This window comes from Ferroplasma sp. Type II, from assembly GCF_000496155.1.
On record NZ_KI542683.1, the window covers coordinates 1 to 25,348 of the forward strand.

The 25,348-nt window shown below is 37.5% G+C and carries 26 protein-coding genes, 2 tRNA genes and 1 pseudogene; 16 read left to right on the forward strand and 13 right to left on the reverse strand.

From position 1 onward, the window contains the following. From AMDU4_RS00665 to AMDU4_RS00675, 3 genes are all read right to left on the reverse strand, one after another. A partial coding sequence (locus tag AMDU4_RS00665; RefSeq protein WP_021786080.1) for a winged helix-turn-helix domain-containing protein occupies positions 1-573 on the reverse strand: 573 nt, incomplete at its 3' end. Positions 574-615: 42 nt separating this feature from the next. After that, on the reverse strand, positions 616-1,815 hold the full coding sequence (locus AMDU4_RS00670; RefSeq protein ID WP_021786081.1) for a signal peptidase I: 1,200 nt from the start codon (positions 1,813-1,815) through the stop codon (positions 616-618). After that, the gene (locus AMDU4_RS00675) at positions 1,812-2,762 is read right to left on the reverse strand and encodes a DUF5305 family protein (RefSeq protein WP_021786082.1); all 951 of its coding nucleotides are present in this window, start codon (positions 2,760-2,762) and stop codon (positions 1,812-1,814) included. Before AMDU4_RS00675 ends, AMDU4_RS00670 begins: the two co-directional genes overlap by 4 nt. A gap of 257 nt (positions 2,763-3,019) precedes the next feature. On the opposite strand from AMDU4_RS00675, the gene AMDU4_RS00680 reads away from it, so the two are divergent. Beyond that, positions 3,020-3,640 (forward strand): hypothetical protein, encoded by a 621-nt coding sequence (locus tag AMDU4_RS00680; RefSeq protein WP_290703791.1) that lies wholly within the window; start codon positions 3,020-3,022, stop codon positions 3,638-3,640. 165 nt (positions 3,641-3,805) lie between these two features. On the opposite strand, the gene AMDU4_RS00685 is transcribed toward AMDU4_RS00680, so the two are convergent. Continuing rightward, positions 3,806-4,159 carry a hypothetical protein gene (locus tag AMDU4_RS00685; protein ID WP_021786084.1) on the reverse strand — a complete coding sequence of 118 codons (354 nt, stop codon included), beginning with the start codon at positions 4,157-4,159 and terminating at the stop codon, positions 3,806-3,808. A gap of 137 nt (positions 4,160-4,296) precedes the next feature. Here AMDU4_RS00685 and AMDU4_RS00690 point away from each other — a divergent pair, with 137 nt between their 5' ends. From AMDU4_RS00690 to AMDU4_RS00700, 3 genes are all read left to right on the forward strand, one after another. Beyond that, the gene (locus tag AMDU4_RS00690) at positions 4,297-4,581 is read left to right on the forward strand and encodes a transposase (RefSeq protein WP_021786085.1); all 285 of its coding nucleotides are present in this window, start codon (positions 4,297-4,299) and stop codon (positions 4,579-4,581) included. Between the two features lie 34 nt (positions 4,582-4,615). After that, on the forward strand, positions 4,616-5,488 hold the full coding sequence (locus AMDU4_RS00695; RefSeq protein WP_290703813.1) for an IS3 family transposase: 873 nt from the start codon (positions 4,616-4,618) through the stop codon (positions 5,486-5,488). A 223-nt stretch (positions 5,489-5,711) separates the two neighbouring features. Next, complete coding sequence (locus tag AMDU4_RS00700; protein WP_290703794.1) at positions 5,712-6,431, forward strand: hypothetical protein; 720 nt, start codon at positions 5,712-5,714, stop codon at positions 6,429-6,431. A 782-nt stretch (positions 6,432-7,213) separates the two neighbouring features. On the opposite strand, the gene AMDU4_RS00705 is transcribed toward AMDU4_RS00700, so the two are convergent. The 8 genes from AMDU4_RS00705 to AMDU4_RS00740 form a co-directional block, all read right to left on the reverse strand. Beyond that, the gene (locus AMDU4_RS00705; RefSeq protein WP_021786088.1) at positions 7,214-7,348 is read right to left on the reverse strand and encodes a hypothetical protein; all 135 of its coding nucleotides are present in this window, start codon (positions 7,346-7,348) and stop codon (positions 7,214-7,216) included. Between the two features lie 230 nt (positions 7,349-7,578). After that, positions 7,579-7,652: transfer RNA gene (locus tag AMDU4_RS00710), tRNA-Arg, on the reverse strand. Positions 7,653-7,878: 226 nt separating this feature from the next. Continuing rightward, the gene (locus AMDU4_RS00715; protein ID WP_021786089.1) at positions 7,879-8,613 is read right to left on the reverse strand and encodes a thiamine pyrophosphate-dependent enzyme; all 735 of its coding nucleotides are present in this window, start codon (positions 8,611-8,613) and stop codon (positions 7,879-7,881) included. A 2-nt stretch (positions 8,614-8,615) separates the two neighbouring features. Continuing rightward, a complete protein-coding gene (locus tag AMDU4_RS00720; protein WP_021786090.1) occupies positions 8,616-9,614 on the reverse strand; it encodes a thiamine pyrophosphate-binding protein in 999 nt (332 codons plus the stop codon). A 259-nt stretch (positions 9,615-9,873) separates the two neighbouring features. Further along, the gene (iscB, locus tag AMDU4_RS00725; RefSeq protein ID WP_021786091.1) at positions 9,874-11,292 is read right to left on the reverse strand and encodes an RNA-guided endonuclease IscB; all 1,419 of its coding nucleotides are present in this window, start codon (positions 11,290-11,292) and stop codon (positions 9,874-9,876) included. 126 nt (positions 11,293-11,418) lie between these two features. Beyond that, positions 11,419-11,547, reverse strand: coding sequence for a hypothetical protein (locus AMDU4_RS00730; protein WP_290703797.1), 129 nt, complete (start codon positions 11,545-11,547; stop codon positions 11,419-11,421). A gap of 50 nt (positions 11,548-11,597) precedes the next feature. After that, positions 11,598-11,900, reverse strand: coding sequence for a DUF424 family protein (locus AMDU4_RS00735; protein ID WP_290703800.1), 303 nt, complete (start codon positions 11,898-11,900; stop codon positions 11,598-11,600). Then, entirely contained in the window at positions 11,901-13,994 is a 2,094-nt protein-coding gene (locus AMDU4_RS00740; RefSeq protein ID WP_021786093.1) for a minichromosome maintenance protein MCM, read from the reverse strand. It lies immediately after the preceding gene. An 88-nt stretch (positions 13,995-14,082) separates the two neighbouring features. Between AMDU4_RS00740 and AMDU4_RS00745 the strand changes: the two genes are divergently transcribed. Further along, positions 14,083-14,156, forward strand: a tRNA-Thr gene (locus tag AMDU4_RS00745). A gap of 42 nt (positions 14,157-14,198) precedes the next feature. After that, positions 14,199-15,434: a tyrosine-type recombinase/integrase gene (locus tag AMDU4_RS00750; RefSeq protein WP_009887277.1), complete on the forward strand. Its 1,236-nt coding sequence runs from the start codon at positions 14,199-14,201 to the stop codon at positions 15,432-15,434. Positions 15,435-15,478: 44 nt separating this feature from the next. Here AMDU4_RS00750 and AMDU4_RS00755 read toward each other — a convergent pair whose 3' ends face one another. Beyond that, entirely contained in the window at positions 15,479-16,429 is a 951-nt protein-coding gene (locus AMDU4_RS00755) for an MFS transporter (protein ID WP_148285735.1), read from the reverse strand. A gap of 266 nt (positions 16,430-16,695) precedes the next feature. Here AMDU4_RS00755 and AMDU4_RS00760 point away from each other — a divergent pair. The 10 genes and pseudogenes from AMDU4_RS00760 to AMDU4_RS00805 form a co-directional block, all read left to right on the forward strand. Beyond that, a pseudogene (locus AMDU4_RS00760) lies at positions 16,696-17,445 on the forward strand (transposase); the annotation flags it as partial. 249 nt (positions 17,446-17,694) lie between these two features. Then, on the forward strand, positions 17,695-17,937 hold the full coding sequence (locus tag AMDU4_RS00765) for a hypothetical protein (RefSeq protein WP_021786094.1): 243 nt from the start codon (positions 17,695-17,697) through the stop codon (positions 17,935-17,937). Between the two features lie 205 nt (positions 17,938-18,142). Further along, positions 18,143-18,322: a hypothetical protein gene (locus AMDU4_RS00770; protein ID WP_290703803.1), complete on the forward strand. Its 180-nt coding sequence runs from the start codon at positions 18,143-18,145 to the stop codon at positions 18,320-18,322. A gap of 1 nt (position 18,323) precedes the next feature. Continuing rightward, positions 18,324-19,493, forward strand: coding sequence for a methyltransferase domain-containing protein (locus tag AMDU4_RS00775; RefSeq protein ID WP_021786096.1), 1,170 nt, complete (start codon positions 18,324-18,326; stop codon positions 19,491-19,493). A gap of 599 nt (positions 19,494-20,092) precedes the next feature. Further along, positions 20,093-20,581 (forward strand): hypothetical protein, encoded by a 489-nt coding sequence (locus AMDU4_RS00780; protein WP_021786097.1) that lies wholly within the window; start codon positions 20,093-20,095, stop codon positions 20,579-20,581. A gap of 143 nt (positions 20,582-20,724) precedes the next feature. Beyond that, entirely contained in the window at positions 20,725-20,850 is a 126-nt protein-coding gene (locus AMDU4_RS00785) for a hypothetical protein (RefSeq protein WP_276922538.1), read from the forward strand. 311 nt (positions 20,851-21,161) lie between these two features. After that, positions 21,162-21,473, forward strand: a complete 312-nt coding sequence (locus AMDU4_RS00790; RefSeq protein ID WP_021786098.1) for a hypothetical protein — start codon at positions 21,162-21,164, stop codon at positions 21,471-21,473. Further along, on the forward strand, positions 21,470-23,047 hold the full coding sequence (locus AMDU4_RS00795; protein WP_021786099.1) for a hypothetical protein: 1,578 nt from the start codon (positions 21,470-21,472) through the stop codon (positions 23,045-23,047). The genes AMDU4_RS00790 and AMDU4_RS00795 overlap by 4 nt, the downstream gene beginning before the upstream one ends. A gap of 255 nt (positions 23,048-23,302) precedes the next feature. Continuing rightward, entirely contained in the window at positions 23,303-23,617 is a 315-nt protein-coding gene (locus AMDU4_RS00800) for a hypothetical protein (protein ID WP_009887273.1), read from the forward strand. Between the two features lie 155 nt (positions 23,618-23,772). Continuing rightward, positions 23,773-25,296 (forward strand): hypothetical protein, encoded by a 1,524-nt coding sequence (locus tag AMDU4_RS00805; RefSeq protein WP_048074059.1) that lies wholly within the window; start codon positions 23,773-23,775, stop codon positions 25,294-25,296. Positions 25,297-25,348 lie beyond the last annotated feature (52 nt).

Below are 25,348 nucleotides of genomic sequence, written 5' to 3' on the forward strand. Positions count from 1 at the left end.
ATATTCTATATAATCAACAATTCCTTTCTCGATAAGGGTTTCCAAAAGTTTCATAGCATATCTATAGTTTAAATTACATTTGTATATTATTCTGGTGATATTCACGTCGTCATTATTTTTCAATAGTTGTAGAATTTCCCTCACTATAAATATTTTTTCGCGTCTCTCGATTTTCTCATATCCTTTTTCTATTTCTTTATCATAGCCATCAAAGAATTGGGCACCTGGTATTTTTATTATTTTTGCCATGTTACCTTCGTTCATTATTATTTTTTTATATAGTTTCATTCCGTATTTTAAAACTGTTTCCTTTATTTCAGGTCCTACAACACCACTGTATATAGCAATTTTTCTTTTGAATTTGTTCTTAGGCACCATATCTATAAACTCTTTTACCTTTTTCATTTTATTTTCATTACTACCTTTCAGCAATACTACCGGTATTCTCTCGTTAGTTTTCCTGGAGTGTATAATAAGGTCAAATTTGTATTCCTTTGAAACTCCGTCAAGTGGTTCGTTGTAGCTATCTTCCCATTCATTGCTGTCAAATACTATTTCAAGATTATTCACCATATCATTCACCCCTAAGAATATTATTTATAACACCATACATTTCTACCACCCTGTTCCATCTGGCTTCCATGATTTTTTACTCTTGCTCGGGTACAGTATAAGACCGGCCACACCCATGAAAATTATGGCTAAAATCACTTTGGAATAAATCAGTGCATATCCAAGATATGGTATAGAAAACAGAACATGACCTTTGACATCATATGTGGGTACCGGTTTAGGATCCTCTGATGGATTTGCAACCCCCTTTGTTCTGAAATATTCATGACCACCAATATAACATATGCGTATTACCTGGTGTGCAAATAATGTTCCGTTTTCCCAGGGTGCATTGAATACTATTATTTCCCCCACTTTCACCTGTGATGGTTTAACAGGTCCTACAAAGAGCACCGATCCAGGTTTTATTACAGGAGACATGCTTCCAGTAGGGTCTCCTATCACAAAGTAGCTGTGATCAACAATTCCTGGTGTTACCATTACAGAAACTATGGTTATCACGACTATTAGGGCAATTAGGGATTTTGACTTTCTAATTGCTTTTTTAAGGTCTATTTTGCTGCCTTTAAATATATTTTCAAACTGGTACGATGTTTTTATAACAACATCTGAGATAAAAATAATCAGTGAAAGGGTAACCATTTCCCATATAAGATAATAATACTTTGATACTGAAATGTTTATAGAAAGGGAATTAAATAATATGAATGTAAAAAGGAATATAAATGCTGCAATAAAATTGTAATTGGTCTTGTAATAAATAAACATTACAGTTATTGCAAAGAAGAACATGAAAACAATATTAAACACAGCAAGGGAAAAAATGATTTTTGGGTCTATCAGTACGTTGTATGGATAATAGAATAACAGGATTATGGCACCGAAAATCAGTCCTCTACTAGCAAAGTTTTCTATTCTCGATTTTTTAAATCCTAAAAGTATAAGACAAAAAGAAAAGGCACCTAAGGCAGAATAAATAATTATGGCAGGAAGTGTTGAAGGGTAAAAATGGAATGAAACCCTATTGAATGCTATTCCCGGTTCAAGGAGAAAAATCTCCAAAAATATTCCAAGTATTGCTATTTTTACCACATCTTTGTCTAATTTAATTTTGATACCGAATATAAACGGCAGCAGCAGAAGAAGTGATACTAATACAGTAATCAATGTATTCTTTATGTAATGCAAGGAAAGCTGATATACCACAACGTATGCTAAAATAAATGATGCCATTCTATTCATTTTTTATCACCAAATCCTGGAAAAATATAATTTTTGAAATCATGGGAAACAAAGAACATATTTTCTCTTCTTATGTTGAATAATGGTTCATGGTAGGCATCGGATAGCTTGATGAGCTCCTCAAAGGAATCGACCCTTACTATTCCTCCCTTGGGCATTACATCTATATCAATTATCCTGTCCCCATATTCCCCGAGTATTACCTCCATTTTATTCTTTTTCCTTGGTAGGCCTATATATGAAACTATTAGGAAAACTAGAGCTGTGACAGCTAATAATGTTACTATGTAGCCATAAATAATTGGTATGTTCACAAAGGGCCGGTGTCCGTATGAATCTTTTAACTGTGTAGTTCCAGTAAGATCCGCAGGTTTTCCATAAGAGATCAGGTACTTTTCATTACCCTGGGATATGGTTATGTCCGTGCTGGAAGACACACTATGGTTAGGATTTGTCACTGTAACATTGACACCCACTGTTGAAGGTTGACTGTTATACCCAAGCTGATTATCTATGTTTGCAGATTGATTATACAGATAACTTAAGTTGAGGGGAATTACCATATAATGTATTGAATGGCTCCCACTAAATGTAAAACCGGTAACGTTGGAAGCAAATGTTTTGTTCCAGGAGGGGTTGGCAGAGTCCACATATATGGTATATGATATAATAACTGACTGTTTTCCAGAAGAAAGAAAGTTCCCGTTAATGTAAACCGTCATATTTTTAAGTATATGTTGATAAACCACACCTGGGTTATAGAGAGTTGATGAACTGTACAAACCGTTATTTGTGAGATTAGCCTGCATATTTACTTGTAAATTCGATCTAAAATCAGTTTCACTTATATATTTAGTATGCTCTCTGGGTTCTATTATTATCAATGATGAGAATATAAGAATAACTGCGATTATTATAATAAGTGCTACATTTAGTTTTTTGTTCATAAATATTAGAAGTATAGAATGGTTTAACCCTTATTTATTAAAGATATCTAATTTTGATACATATGTTAGATATGTACTACACCTACTTATTTTACATAAGAACAATATTTTCTAAGTAATTCTCAGGCTAACTGTTATGAAAATCTATATCTTACTGAACTTTCTTATTTTCTTATTTACAGTTAACAGATTAAATTCTGGTGACTAAATTGAACAAAAAGTTAGCCGTATTATTGGTAGTGCCCATTCTCATAGCAATGGGGGGAACGTTTGCGTTCTCCGCATTCTCTGGGGGTTCAAGTACTGCCATAAATAGCACAGCAGGTCATTTAACCTGGGAAAACAACCTAACCCTTGTCAGAACAAACGCGAATAACACGCCAATAACAATACAGGGTCCAAGCGGGCAAATATACGAAATAGGACAAGGTATGCAATACCACCATAATAGTGGACACTACACAATAGGTCTCGGAAATCAGTTCTACACAACAGCTACTAGCGGAAGAGAGTATGTTGTTAATGTGACAAACATGGCTCCAGGGGAATATGTGGAATTAATGGCTACCATAACGAACAACGGAACAGTTGGATTTATGGTATCTCCAGCAGCGCCAACATTCTCACCTGCAGTCAACAGCACATACAATGCAACACAGGCCTCACAGGGTAAGTTCGCAAGTGTCCTGCAGAGCTCAAACGGATATGTATACAACGTAACAGCAGTAAGTGGATTTAACACATCAATTAGCCCAGAAGGGAGCGCAGTAATGCTAATATACATCGGACTTGGAAACGACAACGGTCACGATTTAAACCACTACCAGGGATCTCATTTCTCTCTGAATGTAAACCTGAATGTTGTATCTGACCCGTAAATACCAGCATAAAAATATTTTTTTATTTTTTTATTAATTCTTAATTATACACTTATCTTATGATCACAATAGGTTTTTGTACATCGTGATTTTACATCTATTTTATTTTTATTGACCTAAGAGTACCACTTTTCAATGTTTTCCAAATGCTATGGCGTGGGTGCACTAATCTTTAACCATGCTCTCCATATTCATTGTTTTACCTATGAGATTGGAGATCTCTGATTTGCATTCTATTTTCGATGTTACACTCTTTCCTCTTATTGCATAATTGAGATTTATGTCCTTCAGGTATCCTACTGTGGATATAAGGGAAACAGATTCATTATGTGAGTGGATTTCATTGTATATGAGTGCAAGAAAGAGGTATGCCATAAGTGAGAAGAATATGTGCACCCTTATCTTCTGTGGAGTCCAGTGGTAGAGTGGAAATGCCATATCAACTGTATTAATGGTACGGAAACAGTGCTCCACACGATTTCTCTTCTTATACACGCCTATTATATCTCCAGCATCCATAACCAATTCCCCTGACTTTCCTGTAGACCCTGCGGAAGTGTTTCATGAACGTTGGTTATGGATAGTTTAATGTTAAACAACTGGAAAGAGATATATATAACAGATGATTTATATAAGTATTTAAAGGGGGGATGTAAGTGTCAGGAAGAGTATATACAGCTGATGAGAAGTACAATATAATAATGGAATCATTCCAGAACCCTAATATTGCAATAGCATCAATATGCAGGGAACATGGAATAGCAGTATCAATGTTCTATAAATGGAAGGAACAGTTCCTTGAGGGTGGAAGAAAGGGGCTTGCGGGCAAGGATCCTGATAAAGCCCTGATGAAAGAGAATGAGGAATTAAAGGGGATAATAGGTGAGATGACAATAGCAAATGAAATATTAAAAAAAAATTACATAAAGAGGAAAAGGTGAGTACAGTGGATGAGATGAATGGAAATATTCTGGCATAAACAGGATTACATACTATTACAGGAAGAATAATGATAAAAGTGAGGACAGAAGATACAGCACCAGGATAGGGAATGACATAATAAATAAAATAATAGAGCTGTGCAGGGAAAGGATAACATATGGATATAACAGGATATGGGCACTGTTGAGGAATTCAGGAATACTCATAGCAAGGAAAACAGTATATAAAATAATGAAGAGCAATAACCTTTCCCTACCGGTGCATAGCCACAGGGACAGGAAAGAATTAAAGCTTATTGCAGCTGATAAGCCTGAAATGGTTATTGAAACAGATATAACATATATCCCCACAAAGAATGTAATGACATATCTGATGTGCATTAAGGACATATTCTCAAAGGAATGGTATGGCTATAACTATAATACTTCATGCACTGCAAAGGATGCTATCAATGCTGTAAATGATGCAATAATGAGGAAGTTCCAGGGCAATGTGCCGGAAGGGATTACATTAAGGACAGACAATGGACCACAGTATATCTCAAGGGAGTTCAATAATTACCTTAAGCTAATGAAGATAAGGCATGAATACATAGAAAGGGAAACACCTACAGAGAATGGAGATATTGAGTCCTTCCACAATTCAATTAAGACAGATTACATATGGGTAAGTGAAATAGACAACTTCAATGAAGGGAAAACAGTAATAGAGAATGCATTCTATGACTATAACAATATAAGGCCACATTCCACACTTGATTATTATTCACCAAAACAGTTCCTTGACAAATGGGATAATGACAGTGGCTTCAGGGAATACTATGGAGAGTTCCTGAATAATATGAAGGACAGTTACAGAAGGAGAAGGAATAATTATTATAGGAGGATGAGGATAAATGTACCTTGAAATGGAAAGATTTTTGTTTAACAATCACTATCCAACATCAATTCGTTTAACCCTTATTTATTAAAGATATCTAATTTTGATACATATGTAAGATATGTACCACACATACTTATTTTACATAAGAACAATATTTTCTAAGTAATTCTCAGGTCAACTGTTATGAAAATCTGTGTCTTATTGAACGTTCTCATTTTCTTATTCCCAGTTAACAAATTAAATTCTGGTGACTAAATTGAACAAAAAGTTAGCCGTATTATTGGTAGTGCCCATTCTCATAGCAATGGGGGGAACGTTTGCATTCTCTGCATTCTCTGGGGGTTCAAGTACTGTCATTAATAGCACAGCAGGTCATTTGGCCTGGACAAACAACGTGACCCTTGTCAGAACAAACGCGAATAACACACCTTTAACAATACAGGGTCCAACCGAGAACACATACGAGATAGCAAAAGGGTCAACCTCTGCAAATTATAATTCCAATGGAAACTATAATCTGAGTCTAGGAAATCAGTCATACTCAACACTTAACGGTCTAAAGGAATACACTGTTCGAGTGAATAATTTCGCTCCTGGTGAATTTGTAGAGTTTCAGGCAACAATAACAAACACTGGAACAGTTGGTCTTATAGTGGTACCACATGTACTAGCAATTGGCGAAGAATTTATATCCACTAACGGCACATACAATCCAAGAGATGCACCCATAACTGCAACACAGGTAGGAGTAAATAGCACCAGTCCCTTTAGTACCGATCTGGCGAGTTCGAACGGATATGTATACAACGTGACAGCACCAAGTTCAAGTGGATTCTATCAATCACTTAGCCCAGAAGCAAGTGCAATAATGGATATATATGTAGGACTTGGAAGCGGCAGTGGTAATCACTACCAGGGATCTGGCATCACTCTGACCATATTCCTGAGTGTTGTATCTGACCCGTAAATACCAGCATAAAAATATTTTTTTATTTTTTTGGGTCATCCGACTTTTGTGTGGGTTCATGGATAAAGCTCTAAATTACCGCACATGAAATATATTGCTGTCTTCAGGTGTTCCTTATTTCTCTAATCGAAAGACATCTTCTCTATGAGTGCAATCTTTGAATTGATCCATTCACCTCTTGCGTTTGTTATATGGTGTGGAAATAATTCGATATGTTTCCGATATGCCCCTTCATCAATCTTGCGGCATAATGCTGTAAGGATGTCTCCATATCCTTTCCATGAGATGATCACAGATCATGCATTGTTTCCACCAGATGGAAAAAGGAAACTTTGAACCCTTCTCATGCGTTATGTATATCATCTTAACTACCTTTTTCACCAGATCAGGGGATACCTTCTCAATCTTCCATGGCAATTTAAGTTCAGATAGTACTGAATAAAGCTGGCATTTGTCAATGAAATAATATAAAAAATATCAAATAAAACTACCCATACTAAAGTATGAAGAGCCATTTTTTTTATTGATTCTTAATTATGCAATTATAATACTTACCTTATGATCACAATTGATTTCTGTATATATAAAAAATATATCTTCAGAATCATACTAAAATCCGAATATTCATGTCTTATCAAGATTGTTTAATGACGCACTATGCCAGCTTATTTCATTTCTTCATATACACCAACCATGACATTCCTTCACCCGCATTAGGTTCTATTATGATTTCCCTTAACCATCTTAACACCTACCTTTGGAAATTATCACATGTCCTATTCTTAAACTTCTGGTGTATAACTCTCAATTATGTTGACAGGGGGTTCATGTATTATCTTTATTACTTCCAATTCTACCTTCACTGATATTGTCGCAAGGAAGCCCGCTTTCTTTGGAGGCGTTAGGAAAGGCAACATATATATCCACAACTCCTGGGCATTCTACCAGCTCAGGACGTTCATTGAGTACAAAAGTCAGGGAGGCCGGCATTCCAGTCATAGTGATTGATGCACACAATACCAGGTTGACCTCAAATCGTTTCATACTAAGTTGTAAAAGAGAGCTCGCAATTAATAAAATGATGCATTATTTATATCTGTGGTCATTAAAATAATTAACTATACAGAATTTATGCAATTTAAATTTACGCCCGCGCCGGGATTTGAACCCGAATCTAAGGCTCCGCAGGCCTTCAGGATATCCAAATTACCCCACACGGGCTTCTTAGTATGGCTTAAACATATTTTAACTTTATAATTTTGCAATATGAAAACAGGAATTTTATAAATGATACTACGATTTATTGCTGTATCCAGCATCTGAAGATAGTGGGGATATTTTTATGGACTTATAATTAAAAATGTGTTTCTTATATTTACTGGATGCTGATGAAATTCATTGAAAAATATCCAAAAATGATAACTCTCAGCAAATCATGGCAATAACATCAGTCCGGCTTAAATTCCGGTAATATGACGTCAATCAGTGAAGGTCCACCCTTCTTGGCAGTTTTTATTGCCTTCTGAAATGCTATTGCCAGTTCGTCAGTTGTTTTGACAGTATATGAATCCACATTGAACCCCTTTGCTATGGTAGCAAAATCCATTCTTGGGGCATCAATATCTATGAACTGGGTATCCTTAGAATTTTTTATATATTTTTGCGTTGTGTTTTCAAAATAGGGCCATTCTATTGCCCATGAACCATTATTTATGATAATATATATAACTCCAAGACCATAATGCTTCACGCTCCATAGGGCAGATGTTATATTCCCGAATATGGCATCCCCATCTCCTGTAAGGCATACAACAGGTTTGTAATTCCCTATTTGTTTTAAATAATTCTCTTCATTCCTTGCTATGAAGGCACCGTATGCCATTCCAACCGGTGAACCAAGGTGCCCGCTGGGGTTGCTGAAAAATGTACCCGGTTGTTCAAGTTTGATTTGCTGGTTAATACCATTATAATACCTGATACTGCCATTAACTAAAGCCATATCACTTTCCCATTGTGAGTTAAGAATAAATCCAATGGAATTATCGGTCAATTTGCCCGATTTCATATCCTTTTCAGCCATATTTTTTATATCGCTCATTAATTTATCATGGCTTTCCTTAATATCTTCCCTACGGTTGGCAATAGATTCCATGGTTTTGCCGTCAATATGAGTTTTTTTCATTATCAGTTCCAGTGTGGGCCCAAATCACATTCTATATCTATGGAATTGAAAAGATTGGAAGACCCATAATCACCACCACTGTAAATGTCTCTGCGCCTCACAAATTCGGTAGAAAAATCAATAATATCTATGTCAATTGGAAAAGCATTACCCGGCAATATGCCAAATTCAAACAAAAGCAGAAGATCGTCATTACCGGTTTCTGGGATGTACATTCTCGGAACAAATCCCAAATGCATCTCATTATGCAATGGAAAACTCATGAAATATCGCCGTTCTTTTACTCCAATACCGAAATGTGAAGCAAAATCAACCATAGTTTTTACATATTCCATATTTCTACCACCATGAGATACAAATATTTCCGGGTGTTCAGAGGCAAGAATTTTGTCTCCTATTTTTCTTACTGTGTCCATATCGGGGAGCCTTTTGTTATAATAAAATTTCTTGGTTTTGAGTTCAAGCCCGTCATAGGTCTTCTGCATGAGGTCGTGCCTCAGTGTGAGAAATGAAATTCCTTTCGGTTCCAGCTGTGTAATAAAGAATGCCTTTGATAAATCCTCCTCCATCATTTCCTCAGACTGTGAATTATTTGACCACTTGACCCATGGCTCAATAACCTGCAAATGCTTTGATGAATAATGGCTTGTTGGATCATTCAGGAGATGTGTTCCAGGTATATCCCTCGAAGCAAGTACCAGTAATGGGGCCATATTTAAGTATGAAGAATACAAAGCCCCAATGGAGTTCTGTGTACCCACTATCCTGTCAACCAGCGCAATTCCTGTCTTATTCTTTGCCAGTGCATAACCTTCAGCCGAACTTACTGCAGTGAATTCATGCAAAGCCTGAATCCATTTTAGCCCCTTTTCAACTGAAATAGCATCTTGAATTTCTGCCATCCCAGCACCTGTAGTTCCAAATATAAAATTATTGCCATATAACTTCAAAGATTTTATCAGCACCTGTGCGAGAGTTTTGATCTCATAATCCTCAACCATTAATAATACATCTCAAATACGGATTTAAAATTTTGTTAATATTATCCTGTCTTTATGTTATTTAATGACCATGTTACTGATATTATGGAATTTCCAAATTCATGGAAAGTTATGCAGGTGTGCAAGGTTATTGTTTCCCTTAACCATCTTAACATCTATCTTTGGGAGTTCTCATCCTAATGAATTCTGAGATACTTAAATTTCCCGGGTGTAACTACACATCCTCTATCCAGTTCCTAAAGGATTCAGGGATTATTTTTTATCTAACTGCCCCCAGGGAGACCCCATGCGGAAGCGTGTGGAGGAATTGGGCGCTGAATCTCAATCCCTTGCCGTATCTTGCCAGCTTGACCTTCTTCGTGCTTATATTCATCTTCTTTTCACCATTCCTTATTATTACATAATTTCCATAACTATGGACCCCAACAACGTCGTATCTGCTCTCCCCGAATTCCACTACATCACCGGGTTGTAAGGGGTATCTTCTCCTTCTTATTGATGGCCTGAATCCCTTCCTGTTCGTCTGGATAGAACGGTTGTTCCTCCTTCTTTGTGTGATTGTAAATGGAGATGTCCTGGCCTGGTTGGTTCCTCCAGCAATCACAAATGCATCGTTGGCATGGCTCTTATCCAACCCCAAAGAAATACGGTTCCTCTTTGTGATGTAACCGAATGTATGATCTGCTCCAGTTAGCTGAGTGAGTTTCCACCTTACAGTGTTCATGAAAGCCGCATCTCTTAACGGCATCAATGCACTCTTTCTCAGATCGGGATATCCGAACTCTTCTGCGGTAAGGTTGTTCTTCTTCTGGTTGCATTCATGGCATGAGATGGCAAGATTGTCTACTGTATTAGAGCCGCCTCTGGATTTAGGTGTGAGATGCTCTATTTCCAGCGGTATGTTTGTCTTTCCACAGTACACACACTTTCTATGGAACTTCTCAAGGAGGTATTCCCTGATCTCATATCCCTGAAGTTCTCCCTGCTGGTATTCTATTCCACTCATCTCAGGATTCTTCATCTTCTGGGTATCAAAGGATGCAACCTCAATAATAATATCGGATATTGGAAGTATTTTTTTAAGTTTCTCAATCAGTCTTATGTGAGTCTGTAGTTTGTGATCTATGCTTGGTGCAAGCCATCCCTCCCTGTTGTTCCCCCAGTTCATAAATCTTGGTTTCCTGTACCAGAGTTTGTCTCTCCTGCCTTTACGATACATGGATTTCTCCACGTTCAGTTTTGGCATGTCAGTTCTTATGACCGCTTCTCCTGATACCAGTTCCTTCCTTTCCGTTAATGCAGAGAATCCAATGTGCTTGTATCCTGCATCAATTCCCAATGTTACTGGCTGCTTTGTCTCTCCGGTTGCATATAGAAGTTGTATAGTGAATGGATTTGAGAATGCAACCTTTGCTTTTTTTCCCTTTAATAATTTTCGTGCCTTTCCTAGTGTTGTCGGCATTAAAGGTTCGTTGCGCATGTTTATGACGGGAACCCTCAGGTCCTGTCCAGTCATGCCTGACTGTAGGTCCACATCGGGGTTGTTAGAAGGGGTTTTTAAACCATGCACACTGAGAGTTTCCTCTCTGTTTAATGCATGATCACAGTTGCCACGGACTTGTGGAGCATCCGTAGGTGTGTATGTATTTCTCCAATCTAACTTCTGCTTCTCTTTCATGTTTTTCACCATGTCTTTCAAGCCCCCTAATCAACTCTTGCGATGCCCCTCACGGAACAAGCCCCTTCCGTCAGGGAGGGGTAGTTGACCTCTTTATCCCATTTATATTGTATGTACCATGGTGTTCTATGCCTTCACTACCATGGAAGAGCATTTGATTGTATGGCTCTCTTCCATTTTGTATTTAATCCGTTCTATTGATATATTGAATGATTTCAGAATAAAGTTCTGGTTGAGGGCATCATTTACTTTCATAGTTAATAATATAATTCACGACATATACTGAGGGTTATTTAAATAATTAACTATACAATCTTTGCAAGCTGTGCATGTGGTACCCCATCTATTTTTATTATATTCTCTTTGTCTATATAGTTTGCATCAATTGCTGCATTTACCACATGTTCACCTACGAGGTTTGCTATGGTGCATATGCCAAGGGATGAAATAAATGTCTGTTCAGAAACTTTCATTTCCCCATAAAATTCCGGTTTAACATTAAGATGCAACTTTCCCTCTCTCAGGTCCCTGTTCATAAGTTCGCTGTCTGCTGCTGCGAGCATTACCTCGCCATTGATATTAAGGATTTTCATGTTTATGTCATTCAATCAAATCACATCCACCCTTTTATTTGAGGGTTCATAAATAAATCCATCACTTTTTAATCTTGCGAGATCGGTTTCAGCCCTTTCCCTGCTTATTCCTTTCTGCTTCAACATCTCTATAACGGTTTCAATATCGGGTGCTTTTTTCTGTTCACCCATACTTTCCTTTGCTTCCTTAATCACTGATAAAACGATTTCAAGTTCCGTTCTCTGCTTAGTGCTTATTCCCGTATTCAGTATGTCTATATCTACCTGACCATTCATGGCAGACACCTCCTTAAGGTAATAGTCCACAACACCCTTTGCAAGCAGAGCATCCTCCACTGTGATAATGGGAGATAGTCTTGCCCTTGCGGAAGCTTCTGCTAGCCTTATGGTGGATTCAAGCTGCCTGGCAGTTATTGGCACTGAATCTATGCCACTGGCGCGAGTTTTTACATACTCCTCCTTTAATATGCTGATAGCCTCATCGCTTAACCTTGGAAATATTCTGTTTTTTGCATATGAAACATATTTCCTTATGAGATCTTTGTCCAGTTCTGCTAAAAAATTCTCCTCATCAGGAATATTTATGTCAAGGTTACTGTTTTCAAGACTCCTGTAAATTTCACCCAGCCTGTTGGTTTTAAGCACATGTTCCGCAAGCTTATCATCTATTTCTCTATTGGGAGTATCAATCAGCTTAAAAATTATGTCAAACCTCGAGAGCAGAGGAGCAGGAAATTCTGTCTGTTCTGCTATTGTTTTCATGGGATCATACCTTCCGAACCGGGGATTGGCAGCCGCAAGTATTGAGCATCGGGATTTAAGTGTGGCCATTATGCCTGCCTTTGATATTGTGACTGACTGCTGCTCCATGGCTTCATGCATAGATGCAGTATCATTCTTGTCCATCTTGTCAAGTTCGTCTATAGCAGCAAAACCATTATCCGCAAGAACCAGTGCACCCGCTTCAAGTGTCCATCTGCCCTCCCCAAAATCATCTCTTACTGCAGCCGCAGTTAATCCTGCAGCGCTTGATCCCTTTCCGAAAGCAAATACACTTCTCGGCGAAACGAAAGTCATGTACCGCAAAAGTTGGGATTTTGCAGTTCCCGGATCCCCTATCATGAGTATGTGTATATCTCCCCTAATATGAGTTCCGTCCTTCATTATCTTTCTAACACCGCCAAAAAGCTGGAGTACAAGAGATTTTTTGATTACTTCAAGGCCATAAATTGAAGGTGCAATAGATTTTGCCAGTTTATCCAGTATATTTGGCTCCTTTGCCAATTCCCTGATTTTCTTTTCATCCTCATCGTTAATTTTAATTTCTTCAAAGTCTCTTGTTTCCTTTTTGAAATTGTTCACATTTAGATATATGTTATATTCGGTCAACATTGTGTTTCCTATATGTTTTTCATCAGCCTTTAATATGCCATATACGTTTACCCTGTCACCGGGGTATATTTTACCGGTGATATCATCCTCAATAATTAGCGTAAGCCTCTGTGGCTGTGAAGTTCCATCTATTGTATCCGGGTTTTCCTGTATTTCCAGCTTCTGGGTGTCCACAAATTCTGATTCTTCCGGGATAAGTTTGAGCTTTCCCTTATTCCATCCACATGCCTGGCAGGCTGTAGGTTCGAAAAGCTTCTGTATATCTTCAGGAACAACTGTAAGTTCCCCGCACGCAGGGCACTTGAATGCGGCATACTGCAACCGTGGCAATACCTCTGTATTCTTCCTTATTATCCCATTTATGGATATATATGAATTTACATTGCTGCTTCTAACATTCCGTATTTCATATTTTATACCGCTTACCTCTGGGATATTTTCCAGCCTGATATTTATACGTCTCACTTTACTGTAGGTAATACCCAGTGTTTCCTTGATGTAAAATTCTCCAATAGTCAGATAATAATAGGGGTCTTTCATCAATCCTTCAATGAATTCTGAGCTATAGCCAGACAAATCGTTGTATGAAATATACAGGGATTTTACCTCAGGATAGTCGCTTCGAAGTTTATTTATCTGGTCATTGTAATCGTAACGGTCAAAGAAATCCACCCATTGCCGCTTTATATTGTCTGCCTCTATATCCTGGTTAATCATCTAAAATTATTATATATAATAAGTATTTAACACTTTATTCAATAAAAATTCAAAAATAATTTATACACACTTGTTATTAACCATTAATGCCGTCGTAGCTCAGCCTGGTAGAGCGCGTGCTTGGTAAGCACGAGGTCGCGGGACCGAATCCCGTCGGCGGCTTACTGCTAAAAGGTTAAATCCCTCTGTATCAATAGCAAAGTAATGGCAATATATGGGGTAGAAAGGGATATAAAATCAGAGCATACAAGATTAGGGAAGATAAACGCAGAAGCCAGGAATGCAATATTAGATTTTGTTGATGAAGTCAAGATAACAGGCATAACAGGTTTCAGGGAATTATTCTATTTGACAAAGCTAAGGATTATTTACAACAATCTTCAGGATAAGTTCCTTAACCCGGACAAGAGGGCAATTATAACAATGCTCCTGGACTTCAAGAAAAAATACACGGACCAGACTTTAATTGATTATGAAAACGTGATGAAACGGTTCTACAGATGGAAATTTGGCACACTACCCGATTATATGGCAAATCTTAAAGTTAGCCGGAAGCCAAGCCATGACAAGAAGATGGATCTTATTACCAGGGCAGATATAGATGAAATGATTAACAACTGCAACAATGCCAGGGATAAGGCAATTATCTCCATTCCATACGATTCAGGGTGCAGGATAGGGGAAATACTGGACCTGAGGATAAAAGATGTTGTTTATGATGAATACGGTGCATTATTGCATGTGCATGGAAAGACGGGAAACCGCAGTGTAAGGATAATAGGAGATTCAATCGCTTACCTGAGGGATTACTTAAAAACCAAGGATGGCAGGGATGAATACCTTTTTACCGGCCTGCAGGGTACTACCATGCATAAGCAGCTGCAATATACTGCTATCAGAAGATTATTTATTAATGTGAGAAGGCGTGCAGGAATAGAGAAAAGGATATATCCGCATCTGTTCAGGCATACCAGGGCCTCAATGCTGGCTTCTAAAGTTCCGGAAGCACCACGTGAGAATCAAATGGGATGGGTGCATGGTAGCCAGATGACTGCAATATATGTGCATTTGTCTGGAAGGGGCCAGGATAATGCGATCCTAAAAGCCTATGGAATACATGTAGATGAGGATCGGATAATAGAGGAAAAGCCTAAGAAATGCCCGAGATGCGACCATTTAAACGCTTCAACTGCATTATACTGCACAAATTGCTTTATGCCATTCAATGAGAAGCTGGCCCTGGAATACAAGGATAAGGAAAACAATATTGTGTCCACACTGAAAAGCTCCTCTGTTATACCTGGAATGACCAAGAGCATCCTGGAAAAAGCCCCGGAAGGATTCAAAAATAAAATGATTGAGGAAATCCTGGAAGAAATTTTAAAGGATCCGGAGCTGCTGAAGAGATTCAAAGAAGAATCCAGGAATGGTGAGAAATAAAAATCAATAATATTTATATAATAAAAATCTAATATAAAACGATATTAATCTATAATTATTTTCATTCTATGCCTATATAGAAATATTATAATTACTAATGAAATAATTATTAAACTGGAACCATAATATAAAATCCCATTGAATAATCCTAACATATTATCTATAAGTCCTAGAATAATATCAGAAAATCCCATACAGAAATAAAGTATCATATAATAATTTGATAAAACATTACCCATTCTTAATGGAGGTGCAATTGTCCTGATTCCCCTGGTAGCTCCTGTAAAGGCAAATCCGCCCCCTATTCCAATCGTGATTGTTGCTGCACTAAAAATTAATATAGATTTAAACGGCAATGATACAATAATGAGGATAATGCCAATAATAATAGAAATTATCCCAATAGTTAAAGAATTAAATATATTAATTTTCATTGATAAAATCTGCATTATTGAAGATATTACTAACATCAAAAATACTAATAAACCTGTTATTGCTATATTTGAAATGTTCAATAACTCTATAATATAAAACGGTGACAAAGACAAATAAAATACGGTAATAGACCAGGCAATAGATGCTGTGGCTGCACTTAATATAAATAAATTCTTTGCTTCCATATCCAGTTTTGGAAAATGGAATTTAAAAACATTATGATTGTTATCTATTCTGAATCTATTTATTACAGGAATAATAAAAATAAAAGGAATTATAGTAATTATTAATGAGATAATATATACCAGTTTTAAAGGGAAAGGTAAATATTCAGCCATAAAACCGCCAAGTAATGGCCCCACCGCGATTCCTGATGATGTTGAAAAAGATGTTAGGATTGCACCTGTTTTTCCACGATAATGAAATAATAATGCACCTGCTGGACCAGATATTGCACCACTTGCTAAACCCTGCATAGCCCTTGCTAGAAATAGTTCTGGTGCATTACCTGCCAATAAAAAAGCTATGATACCAATAATCTCAAAAACAATTCCAATAATAACATACCAGTTTCCAGTATTTAACCATTATGTATGACCGTATCATATTTATTCTATGATTTAATTTAGGTTCTTCCCACTTTCATGTGGGTCCCCATCAATGGGATAACAAGGAAAGCCGGTTTTTTAAGGTCAGTGGGAGTTAGCGGATGCCCAGCGAGACCAGTCTTTTATGATGAGCGATAAAACCCAATAAATGAAGCCTCTCTGCGGTCTATCATTTTTATTTACCCATACGAAAGTGCGAAGAGCCTTAATTTATAATCATGTTCAAGCATGTCAATAAAATTCTTAAAAAACACTGCAATAAAATATCAAGGGAATCAAAGGTTGAAGGAATAGGCATAGACAGCTATTCTAAGAAGTTTAACCTGTCAGCACATCTATCCATATTAGCAAAAGGGATAATTAAAAAGAATGACCTTACAGATATAGCATATAACAATGGAATAAGCAAATCACAGCTGTCAAAGCTCAACAATAAAAGGCCATACACTATATCTGAGAAGGTATTCTACAGCCTTTTAAACACATTCATAAAGGCACACAGGTATGATATATACCATGATTATCTTGACAAACTATACAGTATTCTGGCAATAGATTCTACATTTATAGAAACAATGGTTAATGGTTCCGGCATATACCAGAGGGAGAAAAGGAGAAATGGGATAAAGATCCATATTGCAGCTAAAACAAATCACTATGCATTGCCATTGAAGGCAATAATAACACCTGCAAATGTAAATGATTCCAAAGTATTTGATGATCTGTTATGGCATATAAACGAATACATGTCTGGCAATACTGTTTTAACATTTGATTTAGGGTACTATAGCTATGACAGGCTTAAGGAATTAAAGGAGAATAATATTAACTTTGTTTCAAGGCTCAGGAAGAATGCCGATTATACTGTAATAAAAGAGGAAACGTTCAACTCTAAGATTGTAGGGTTCAGGAATGGATTGGAATTGAGGCTTGTATCACCGGATATTGATAATAAAAGGAGGGAGTATGATCTATTCCACTTAATTTAGGACGGTTATAATTGAGAATATATAAAAATATTATAATATCCCAAAAGTGTGCTATATTCGCGATTATTGGCAGATATACGAAGATAGGGATTAACCATTCCCAGAACATAATTTACCTAGTAACCCAGTAAAAATCACACGGATATACTGTAAAAATATGATGATAAGGTTCGCCTATGGAGATACAGCAAAATAAATGATTTTATTAATCTAACCATATCATCATAAGTGTCCAAATTTAGAGGGGACACACCAATAGAGAATAAGGATTATGTAAAGGCAGTATTTGGAAACAACAATATTGCTTCAGTACTGGCAAAGCACATTATGCCATACGGGAATAATGGAATGACACATAAAAAGATTATACAGCTTGTTGAAAAGGGCACTGATATGATAATAAACAGCAGAATAAAAGACAATCCATATACAGATAAACTTTTTGAGTCAATAAAATCTGCAAGAGCATAGAATTTTCCATGTTAATTATCGGTATAAATACTGGATTTACAATACAATAGCTCAGATAACAATTGGGGTGTATAGAAAAATATCTAAAAGTACAGCAATTTTCTGTATCTACATCGTAATGGGGCAGACACTCAATGTCCGGTATAGGTGCAAACATAAGTATTAAGTATCACCCCGTAATTGTTAGAGCATGTCTTGCGGATGTATGAATCATTCAGAAAAAGGAAGTGGCGAGCACAACATGCATGACCATGGAAACATGGGCAGCAAATCGGACGACAGCATTATGACAGCGATGGGTATCCTGAATATCCGTTATGCGAAGGGTGAAATCAGCATGGAAGAGTACAAGAGCATGAAAAACGAGATTACGTCGGGACAATAATATGGCAATAGAATACAGGATAGATTCCAAGCTGACATTTGAGGAGGCGTGTTCTGATGTACCAGCCGTGGTGAAAAAGAATGGTTTTGCCGTTCTGGCAGAGATAAAAACCAGCGAAATCCTGAAAAGCAAAGGATTAGACTACACAGAACTCAGGACATATGATATCTGTAATGCAGGATTTGCCAGTAGAGCGCTTGCGATAGATGCCAGGTTGGAATCGGTTCTCCCATGCCACCTCATAGTGAAAAAGGCAAGCGATCATTCTGAGATATCAGTTCAGTTGCCCGGCGAGATATTCCATATACTCAGTCCGAACAGTTCAAATGATGTGGAGGCTTTTCTGGACGAGGTGGAAAAAAAACTCAAAGGAATAGTAAATTCTTTCGGTGGTTATGATATGAATGCAGAAAAGCTCGGATCCAGAATGCTGACTCCGGCTGTTATGAAAATAATGGCCGACAATCTGAATAAGTTATCACAATCCATTGATCCAAGGACATCTCCATTGTATCAAAAAATTCTGCAAAACCTTGGTCCCGATCGTTCCATAATAGACATAGGAAGTGGTACCGGCAGATTTGCAATACCGCTTGCACAATCGGGATGCTCTGTGACAGCTATAGAGCCAAGCGGAGAAATGCGCAAGTGGCTCCTTTCAAACGCGGAGAAAGCAGGTGTTATGCCAAGCATAAAAGTAGTTCCAGATTCTTGGCCTACAAAAGAAACGGTACGCGCTGAAGTCACGTTTGCATCTTTTGTAATTCAATTCGCCGATGATCCTGTTGAATTTATACATGCAATGGAGCGTTCCGCAAGCAAGAAATGCATACTGGTTGTCCATGTAGATCATATATTTGGATTCCTGAAGGACATATGGCCAGTATTTCACCCTTCTGATCCCCTGCCTGTCATGCTAACTTTTACAGACATTTATTCAACAATGCTGAATATGGGCATAATCGCCGATGTCTCGGTCTACAGCGAACAGAGAGAGATCAGAATGCCTGAACCAACCCAGATCATGGAAATGCTTTCTGGTCTATTAGGGATACGAGATAACCCCAATGAAATAAAACTGCTAAAAGAGATGCTTATATCAAAAAAGGAAAGTATTCAGCAGCAAATGAATATACGCACGGCCATCATCTCTTGGATCCCGGAAGGATAAGAAGCATGAAATGGTCGAATGAAAGAATTTCTCTGAAGTCTAATGTATCACATAACATGTTTTATATCTTTTCCTGATTTTTCATTATCAAGGCTGAAGAGCGACTTCGTAACCGTGGACGAAGGACTTGTGGAGTTAGATTAGAGAAAGAAATGATGGGATTTATGAAAATCTGGGGATCTTAAGGGTGGTTAAAACATTGTTGGAAGGTGTAATGATTCTTTGGTTTGCGCTCACACTGCCTTTTCTCCTTTTCGTTGCATTGAATATCAGTATACTATGTTAATTTAACTTTTGACACATAAATATTGATAACTACTATAGTTTACGCTATTAATATTCAAAATTACGCATTTCCTTTAATTATTTTTAATTTATTTTATTTAAAGGATCTTTAAAATCCTTATTATTCTTCAATACAGAGTATATGATATTCAACAATTTGTTGGAAGATGCAATTAATAGCTTATTTCCTTTCATTCCATCATTCTTCTTCCTTGTGCAATATCGTTTGATTACTGGATTATACTTTATTGCAGGTATAGTTGATAGATACAGAGCATACCTTATTAATGGATTACCTCTTTTTGTAGTGTGAAATGGATATATTCATCCATGCAAACATACCTGAACATATATTCAAAGCAGCAAAATACATCATTGAAAAATACCATGAAAGGGAGGAAATGCTATTTGCAAACAATGCAGACAATACAATACCACGTACTAACAATGGAATGGAGCAGTTCTTCAGGAAACTCAGAAGGAATCTAAGGAAGAGGAATGGCAATACATCAACAGGGAATATTCTAGCACAGACAGGTGTTTCCCTTGCATTGTTCCAGAATATGGAGAATCCTGAATACATAAGAGCTGTATTTGGAAAAGAGAGTATACAATCTGTATTTGCAAGGCATAGAATGCATTTTAAGAGAAAAGGGTTAACCATGATAAAAATAGTTAAACTTGGTGTGTCCCCTCTAAATTTGGACACTTATGATGATATGGTTAGATTAATAAAATCATTTATTTTGCTGTATCTCCATAGGCGAACCTTATCATCATATTTTTACAGTATATCCGTGTGATTTTTACTGGGTTACTAGGTAAATTATGTTCTGGGAATGGTTAATCCCTATCTTCGTATATCTGCCAATAATCGCGAATATAGCACACTTTTGGGATATTATAATATTTTTATATATTCTCAATTATAACCGTCCTAAATTAAGTGGAACAGATCAAACTCATAGATACCGGTATTAATATGATCCTTGAGAATAATTTGAGTGATAATCCATACAGTGATAATGTAATGGCTCTGGCAAAAGCATCACGGGACATGCATGCTTCTTAATAGATAAAATATCCATATGCAATAATATCCAGGATATATGTTTAACCGCAGGGTATTGTAAAAATAGCTATTTATCAGCAATAACAGTTGAAAGTAAATAATTCTTAACATAAGTTTTAGAAATCACTGGAGATTATATGATTCCTAACAATATCAGAAGGTGTTGATATTATTTATCCAACGGTATATAATTGCCATAGCATTTTAGCTATGGCAGCCATTGAGTGTTGAATAATTTGTGAATTTTGTATAATTTTCATTGAAAATACATGATTTCGAAAGGTTTATATTGTATGTGGTAATTACCACATATGACATTAGTGCCACATAAGGTTAGGAGAAATGGAAAAGAATATTATGAACTGATAGAGGAGAAGAGGGTTAATGGGAAGGTTGTGCAGAAGTACATAGGATACCTTGGAAAGGACCCTAAGGCAAAGAATGAGTTAAAGGCTTCAGATATATTGCCATATGTGGAGAGGCTGTTAAAGCACGGAATATCACAGGAAGAGATTGATGAAATATTGAAGAAGATAGGGATAGAATACGATGCATGGCCAATAACTAAAATAATTATAGAGAATGATCTGAAGCTGGATAAAATATATTTGAAGCTAAAATGATTAAAATTGCATTCAGCACTGTTCTTAATAAATGCCCTTTATGTGGCAATAAGTTAAGGTTTTACAGGCCATACAGGAGAACTGCAAAATCCATTGAAGGGGATTTCATTGCTGTGCACAGGCTAAAGGTATGCAAGAATGATGGCATTGTATATAAGTCAGATAAACTGGAAGATATAATAAGGAATAAATGCACATATGCAAATGATGTAATATTAAAGGCAGCCAGGGATAGGTTCGTATATGGGAGATCATGTTCGGAGATATCATCATATGCAGGAATATCCGAAAGGCATGCGGGAAGGGCAGGCAATAGTATTATTGAAGCATTCAGAATAAACCATTATGGGAATATAGCAAAAATAAAAGAATTCATGGAATCGTACATACTCCAGATAGATGGCACAGCAGATTCTGAATATAATATTATAGTTGCAGCAAAGGATGCCATTACAGGATTTGTTATAGATGCACAGCATATATTCCCGGAATCATATGGCAATATCAGGAATGTGCTTGTTAATATTAGGGAAAGGTTTGGAACACCTTCAGGATCAATATCGGACATGAGGTCTGGAATACTGGAAGCATTGAAGGATGCATTTCCAGGAATGCCTGTAAGAATATGCCTGATGCATTTCTTAAGGGATATAGGAAAGGATTTAATGGAAATACTGCACACAGAACTGGGAATAGCTATTAGCAGGATAGGGATAAAATCGCCATTAAAGGCTATTCTGAGGGAAATGCCAGAGTATAGCCAGAAAACATTATATGATATTGAAAATGGCTATTGCAGTGACATAAATAATATGGAAATAATGGGAATAAGGCATATACTTGAGGGATTGCTATTAATAAAATCATCAGGGTATGGCTTTCCATTCACATTAAGGCATTTGAATTTCTATAATGCATGCAGGGAAGCAGAGAATAGATTGCTAAAACTATATGCAAATGTTAAGTCGAAAGAATCATTAAATTATATCAATAATATTATGCAATTATTGCAGAAAATTACGGGCAATGGTAAAATTAAAGAGAATGCAGATAAATTGTCAAATATCAATGCAATATTCAATAAATTGAGGAAAGCCTTCAATGTGCCTGACCATGGAAATCTATCCGATGATTTAAAGGATGATATTGCTGCACATGAACAGTGCAATAACATTATGGATGAACTGAAAGTATACACACATGCGGATATTCCTGGATATTTAATGAAAGCAATAAAGCTTGTAATATCAAGGTACAGGAACAGGGAAACAATGTTATTTGCCAATAATAATGAACATAGCATACCAAGGACAAACAATGGAATGGAGCAGTTCTTCAGGAAACTGAGAAGGAATATACGCAAAAGGTGTGGCAATATAGCTACAGGAAACATGCTTGCAAATAATGGCGTTTCACTTGCAATATTCCAGAATATAGAGAATAAGGATTATGTAAAGGCAGTATTTGGAAACAACAATATTGCTTCAGTACTGGCAAAGCACATTATGCCATACAGGAATAATGGAATGACACATAAAAGATTATACAGCTTGTTGAAAAGGGCACTGATATGATAATAAACAGCAGAATAAAAGACAATCCATATACAGATAAACTGTTTCAATCAATAAAATCTGTTAAAACATAGAATTCTGACATGTTAATTACTGGTATAAATACTATATACAGCACAGACAGTCAATGTCCGGCATAGCATTTTAGCTATGGCAATTATATTCCGTTAGATGAATAGCAATGTTTTGTATCATTTCTTGCGTAAAATACGGCGTACCGAAACATTTATATTGTGGGATGTAATTACAGTCCACATGACAGTGAGACCTAAAAAAGTAACAAGAAAGGATGGAAATACCTATTACAGCCTTGTTGACGAAAAGCGTGTGAAAGGAAAGGTTGTGCAGAAGTATGTTGGATACCTTGGAAAGGACCTGCATTCGAAGAATGAGATCAAACTGGAGGACATACTGCCCTATATCAAAAGGCTCCTGGACAAGAAGATAAGCCAGGAGGATATAGATTCGATCCTGAAGAAGATCGGGATCGAGTATGATTCATGGCCAATAACAAAGATCATGATAGAGAACGATCTCAAGCTGAAGAAGACCTTCCTGAGGCTGAAATGATCTCGGAGATCATATTCCGGACGGATCGCACTGTCTGCCCTCAGTGCCATTCCCGTCTTGTGGAATACAAGACGGAGAGGAGGACGATCAGATCATGGGAGATGGGCGAGTTCACCGCAGTCCATAAAATCATGGGATGCAGAAGACATGGAACAATGTTCAGATCCGAAAGGCTGAAGTCCATCGTTAATCCACACTGCATATACGCCAATGACATCATGATTGAGGCCTCCATGGGCAGGTTCATCCATGGACTTAGCTGCTCGGAAATATCCGAACAGGGCGGGATGAGGGGAATAAGCGGGAGCCATGCAAGGAATGTGACGAACATGGCACTCCGCATATTATCCAGGATTCATGAGGAAAGCTGGAAAAAGCTGAAGGGTGCCATGCATAATTATGTGTTGCAGATAGACGGAACGACGGATTCGAAGTTTGACATGATCGTCGTTGTAAGGGATTCGATATCTAATTTCACTCTCCATGCGGAGAAATACGCCTCGGAATCATATGAGAACATCAAGGACATCCTGATGAAGGTGAAGGAAAGATTCGGATCGCCATCAGGATCCATATCCGATATGAGATCGGGCATACTCACCGCCCTTGCAGAGGTCTTCCATGGAATGCCCATAAGGATCTGCTTGATGCACTTTCTCAGAGACCTTGGAAAGGGTCTGATGGTGGACATGCATAACAATCTCGGTCTCAAGATAAACAGGAAGGGGATAAAATCGGCATTGAAATCCATTCTGAGATCAATGCCTGATTACGATCAGAATACACTGGAAGAGATAGAAAACGGGTTCTGTTCCGACCGGGGAAAGATGGAGATCATGGCCATAAGGAGAATAATTGAACCGGTTCTTTCGGTTAACGGTAGTTCAGGCTATGGATTCCCGTTCTCCCTGAACCACCTGAACTTCTTCACTTCACTGAAAGAAGCGGGAAAGCTCTTATCTGAGCTTTCAGAAAAGGCAGCAGGCGAAGAATCCATGGAACTGATCAGCAGTGCAAGGAAATACATAGGCCGCATAGTAACCGATCAGAGCATAGTGGAAACTGCAAAGAAACTCTCCGAGGTGAACATGCTCTTCCAGAAGCTTCGATTTGCCTTCCGGATCCCGGAAAAGGGCAATCTGTCGGATGACATTCCGGATGATGCATCCATTCACGATCAGTGCAACACGGTCATAGGGGAGATGGAAGTATACCTTCATGAGAACATAGCTCCTCACATAATCAGGGCTGCGAAACACATCATTGAAAGGTACCATGAGCGTGAAATCATGCTGTTTGCAAACAACGCAGATGGAACCATGCCAAGGACGAACAACGGCATGGAGAGGTTCTTCAGGAAGATCAGGAGGAATGTGAGGAAACGAAATGGCAATACAGCAACAGGGCATGTTCTGGCACAGAGCGGTGTCCAGCTTGCCCTGTTCCAGAACCTGGACAACCCGATCTACGTGAAAACTGTCTTTGGTTCGGATGGGATCTCCGCTGTATTTGCAAAGCGGAGAGAACATTTCAGGAAACCTGGTATGACAGTGAGCACTGTTAATAAACTCGTAGCTGATGGAACAAGAATGATACTTGAGGACAATCTGAGCGATACTCCATACAACGATCAGATGATGAATGCGGCTCAGGCGTCAAGAAATATTCAGGCCGCTTAGAGGAAATTATGAACTTTGAGGCAATGATCCAGAGAGGCATACAATTATTCAC

What these genes read in the sequence shown, in the direction of transcription:
- AMDU4_RS00705 (WP_021786088.1), bottom strand. Translation starts at nt 7,348, where the DNA reads ATGTTGCCTTTCCTAACGCCTCCAAAGAAAGCGGGCTTCCTTGCGACA.
- AMDU4_RS00685 (WP_021786084.1), bottom strand. Translation starts at nt 4,159, where the DNA reads ATGGATGCTGGAGATATAATAGGCGTGTATAAGAAGAGAAATCGTGTG.
- AMDU4_RS00670 (WP_021786081.1), bottom strand. Translation starts at nt 1,815, where the DNA reads ATGAATAGAATGGCATCATTTATTTTAGCATACGTTGTGGTATATCAG.
- AMDU4_RS00675 (WP_021786082.1), bottom strand. Translation starts at nt 2,762, where the DNA reads ATGAACAAAAAACTAAATGTAGCACTTATTATAATAATCGCAGTTATT.
- AMDU4_RS00800 (WP_009887273.1), top strand. Translation starts at nt 23,303, where the DNA reads ATGACAGTGAGACCTAAAAAAGTAACAAGAAAGGATGGAAATACCTAT.
- AMDU4_RS00790 (WP_021786098.1), top strand. Translation starts at nt 21,162, where the DNA reads ATGACATTAGTGCCACATAAGGTTAGGAGAAATGGAAAAGAATATTAT.
- AMDU4_RS00730 (WP_290703797.1), bottom strand. Translation starts at nt 11,547, where the DNA reads ATGAAAGTAAATGATGCCCTCAACCAGAACTTTATTCTGAAATCATTC.
- AMDU4_RS00720 (WP_021786090.1), bottom strand. Translation starts at nt 9,614, where the DNA reads ATGGTTGAGGATTATGAGATCAAAACTCTCGCACAGGTGCTGATAAAA.
- AMDU4_RS00770 (WP_290703803.1), top strand. Translation starts at nt 18,143, where the DNA reads ATGAATCATTCAGAAAAAGGAAGTGGCGAGCACAACATGCATGACCAT.
- AMDU4_RS00715 (WP_021786089.1), bottom strand. Translation starts at nt 8,613, where the DNA reads ATGAAAAAAACTCATATTGACGGCAAAACCATGGAATCTATTGCCAAC.
- AMDU4_RS00750 (WP_009887277.1), top strand. Translation starts at nt 14,199, where the DNA reads ATGGCAATATATGGGGTAGAAAGGGATATAAAATCAGAGCATACAAGA.
- AMDU4_RS00780 (WP_021786097.1), top strand. Translation starts at nt 20,093, where the DNA reads ATGGATATATTCATCCATGCAAACATACCTGAACATATATTCAAAGCA.
- iscB (WP_021786091.1), bottom strand. Translation starts at nt 11,292, where the DNA reads ATGAAAGAGAAGCAGAAGTTAGATTGGAGAAATACATACACACCTACG.
- AMDU4_RS00795 (WP_021786099.1), top strand. Translation starts at nt 21,470, where the DNA reads ATGATTAAAATTGCATTCAGCACTGTTCTTAATAAATGCCCTTTATGT.
- AMDU4_RS00775 (WP_021786096.1), top strand. Translation starts at nt 18,324, where the DNA reads ATGGCAATAGAATACAGGATAGATTCCAAGCTGACATTTGAGGAGGCG.
- AMDU4_RS00680 (WP_290703791.1), top strand. Translation starts at nt 3,020, where the DNA reads ATGGGGGGAACGTTTGCGTTCTCCGCATTCTCTGGGGGTTCAAGTACT.
- AMDU4_RS00805 (WP_048074059.1), top strand. Translation starts at nt 23,773, where the DNA reads ATGTTCAGATCCGAAAGGCTGAAGTCCATCGTTAATCCACACTGCATA.
- AMDU4_RS00740 (WP_021786093.1), bottom strand. Translation starts at nt 13,994, where the DNA reads ATGATTAACCAGGATATAGAGGCAGACAATATAAAGCGGCAATGGGTG.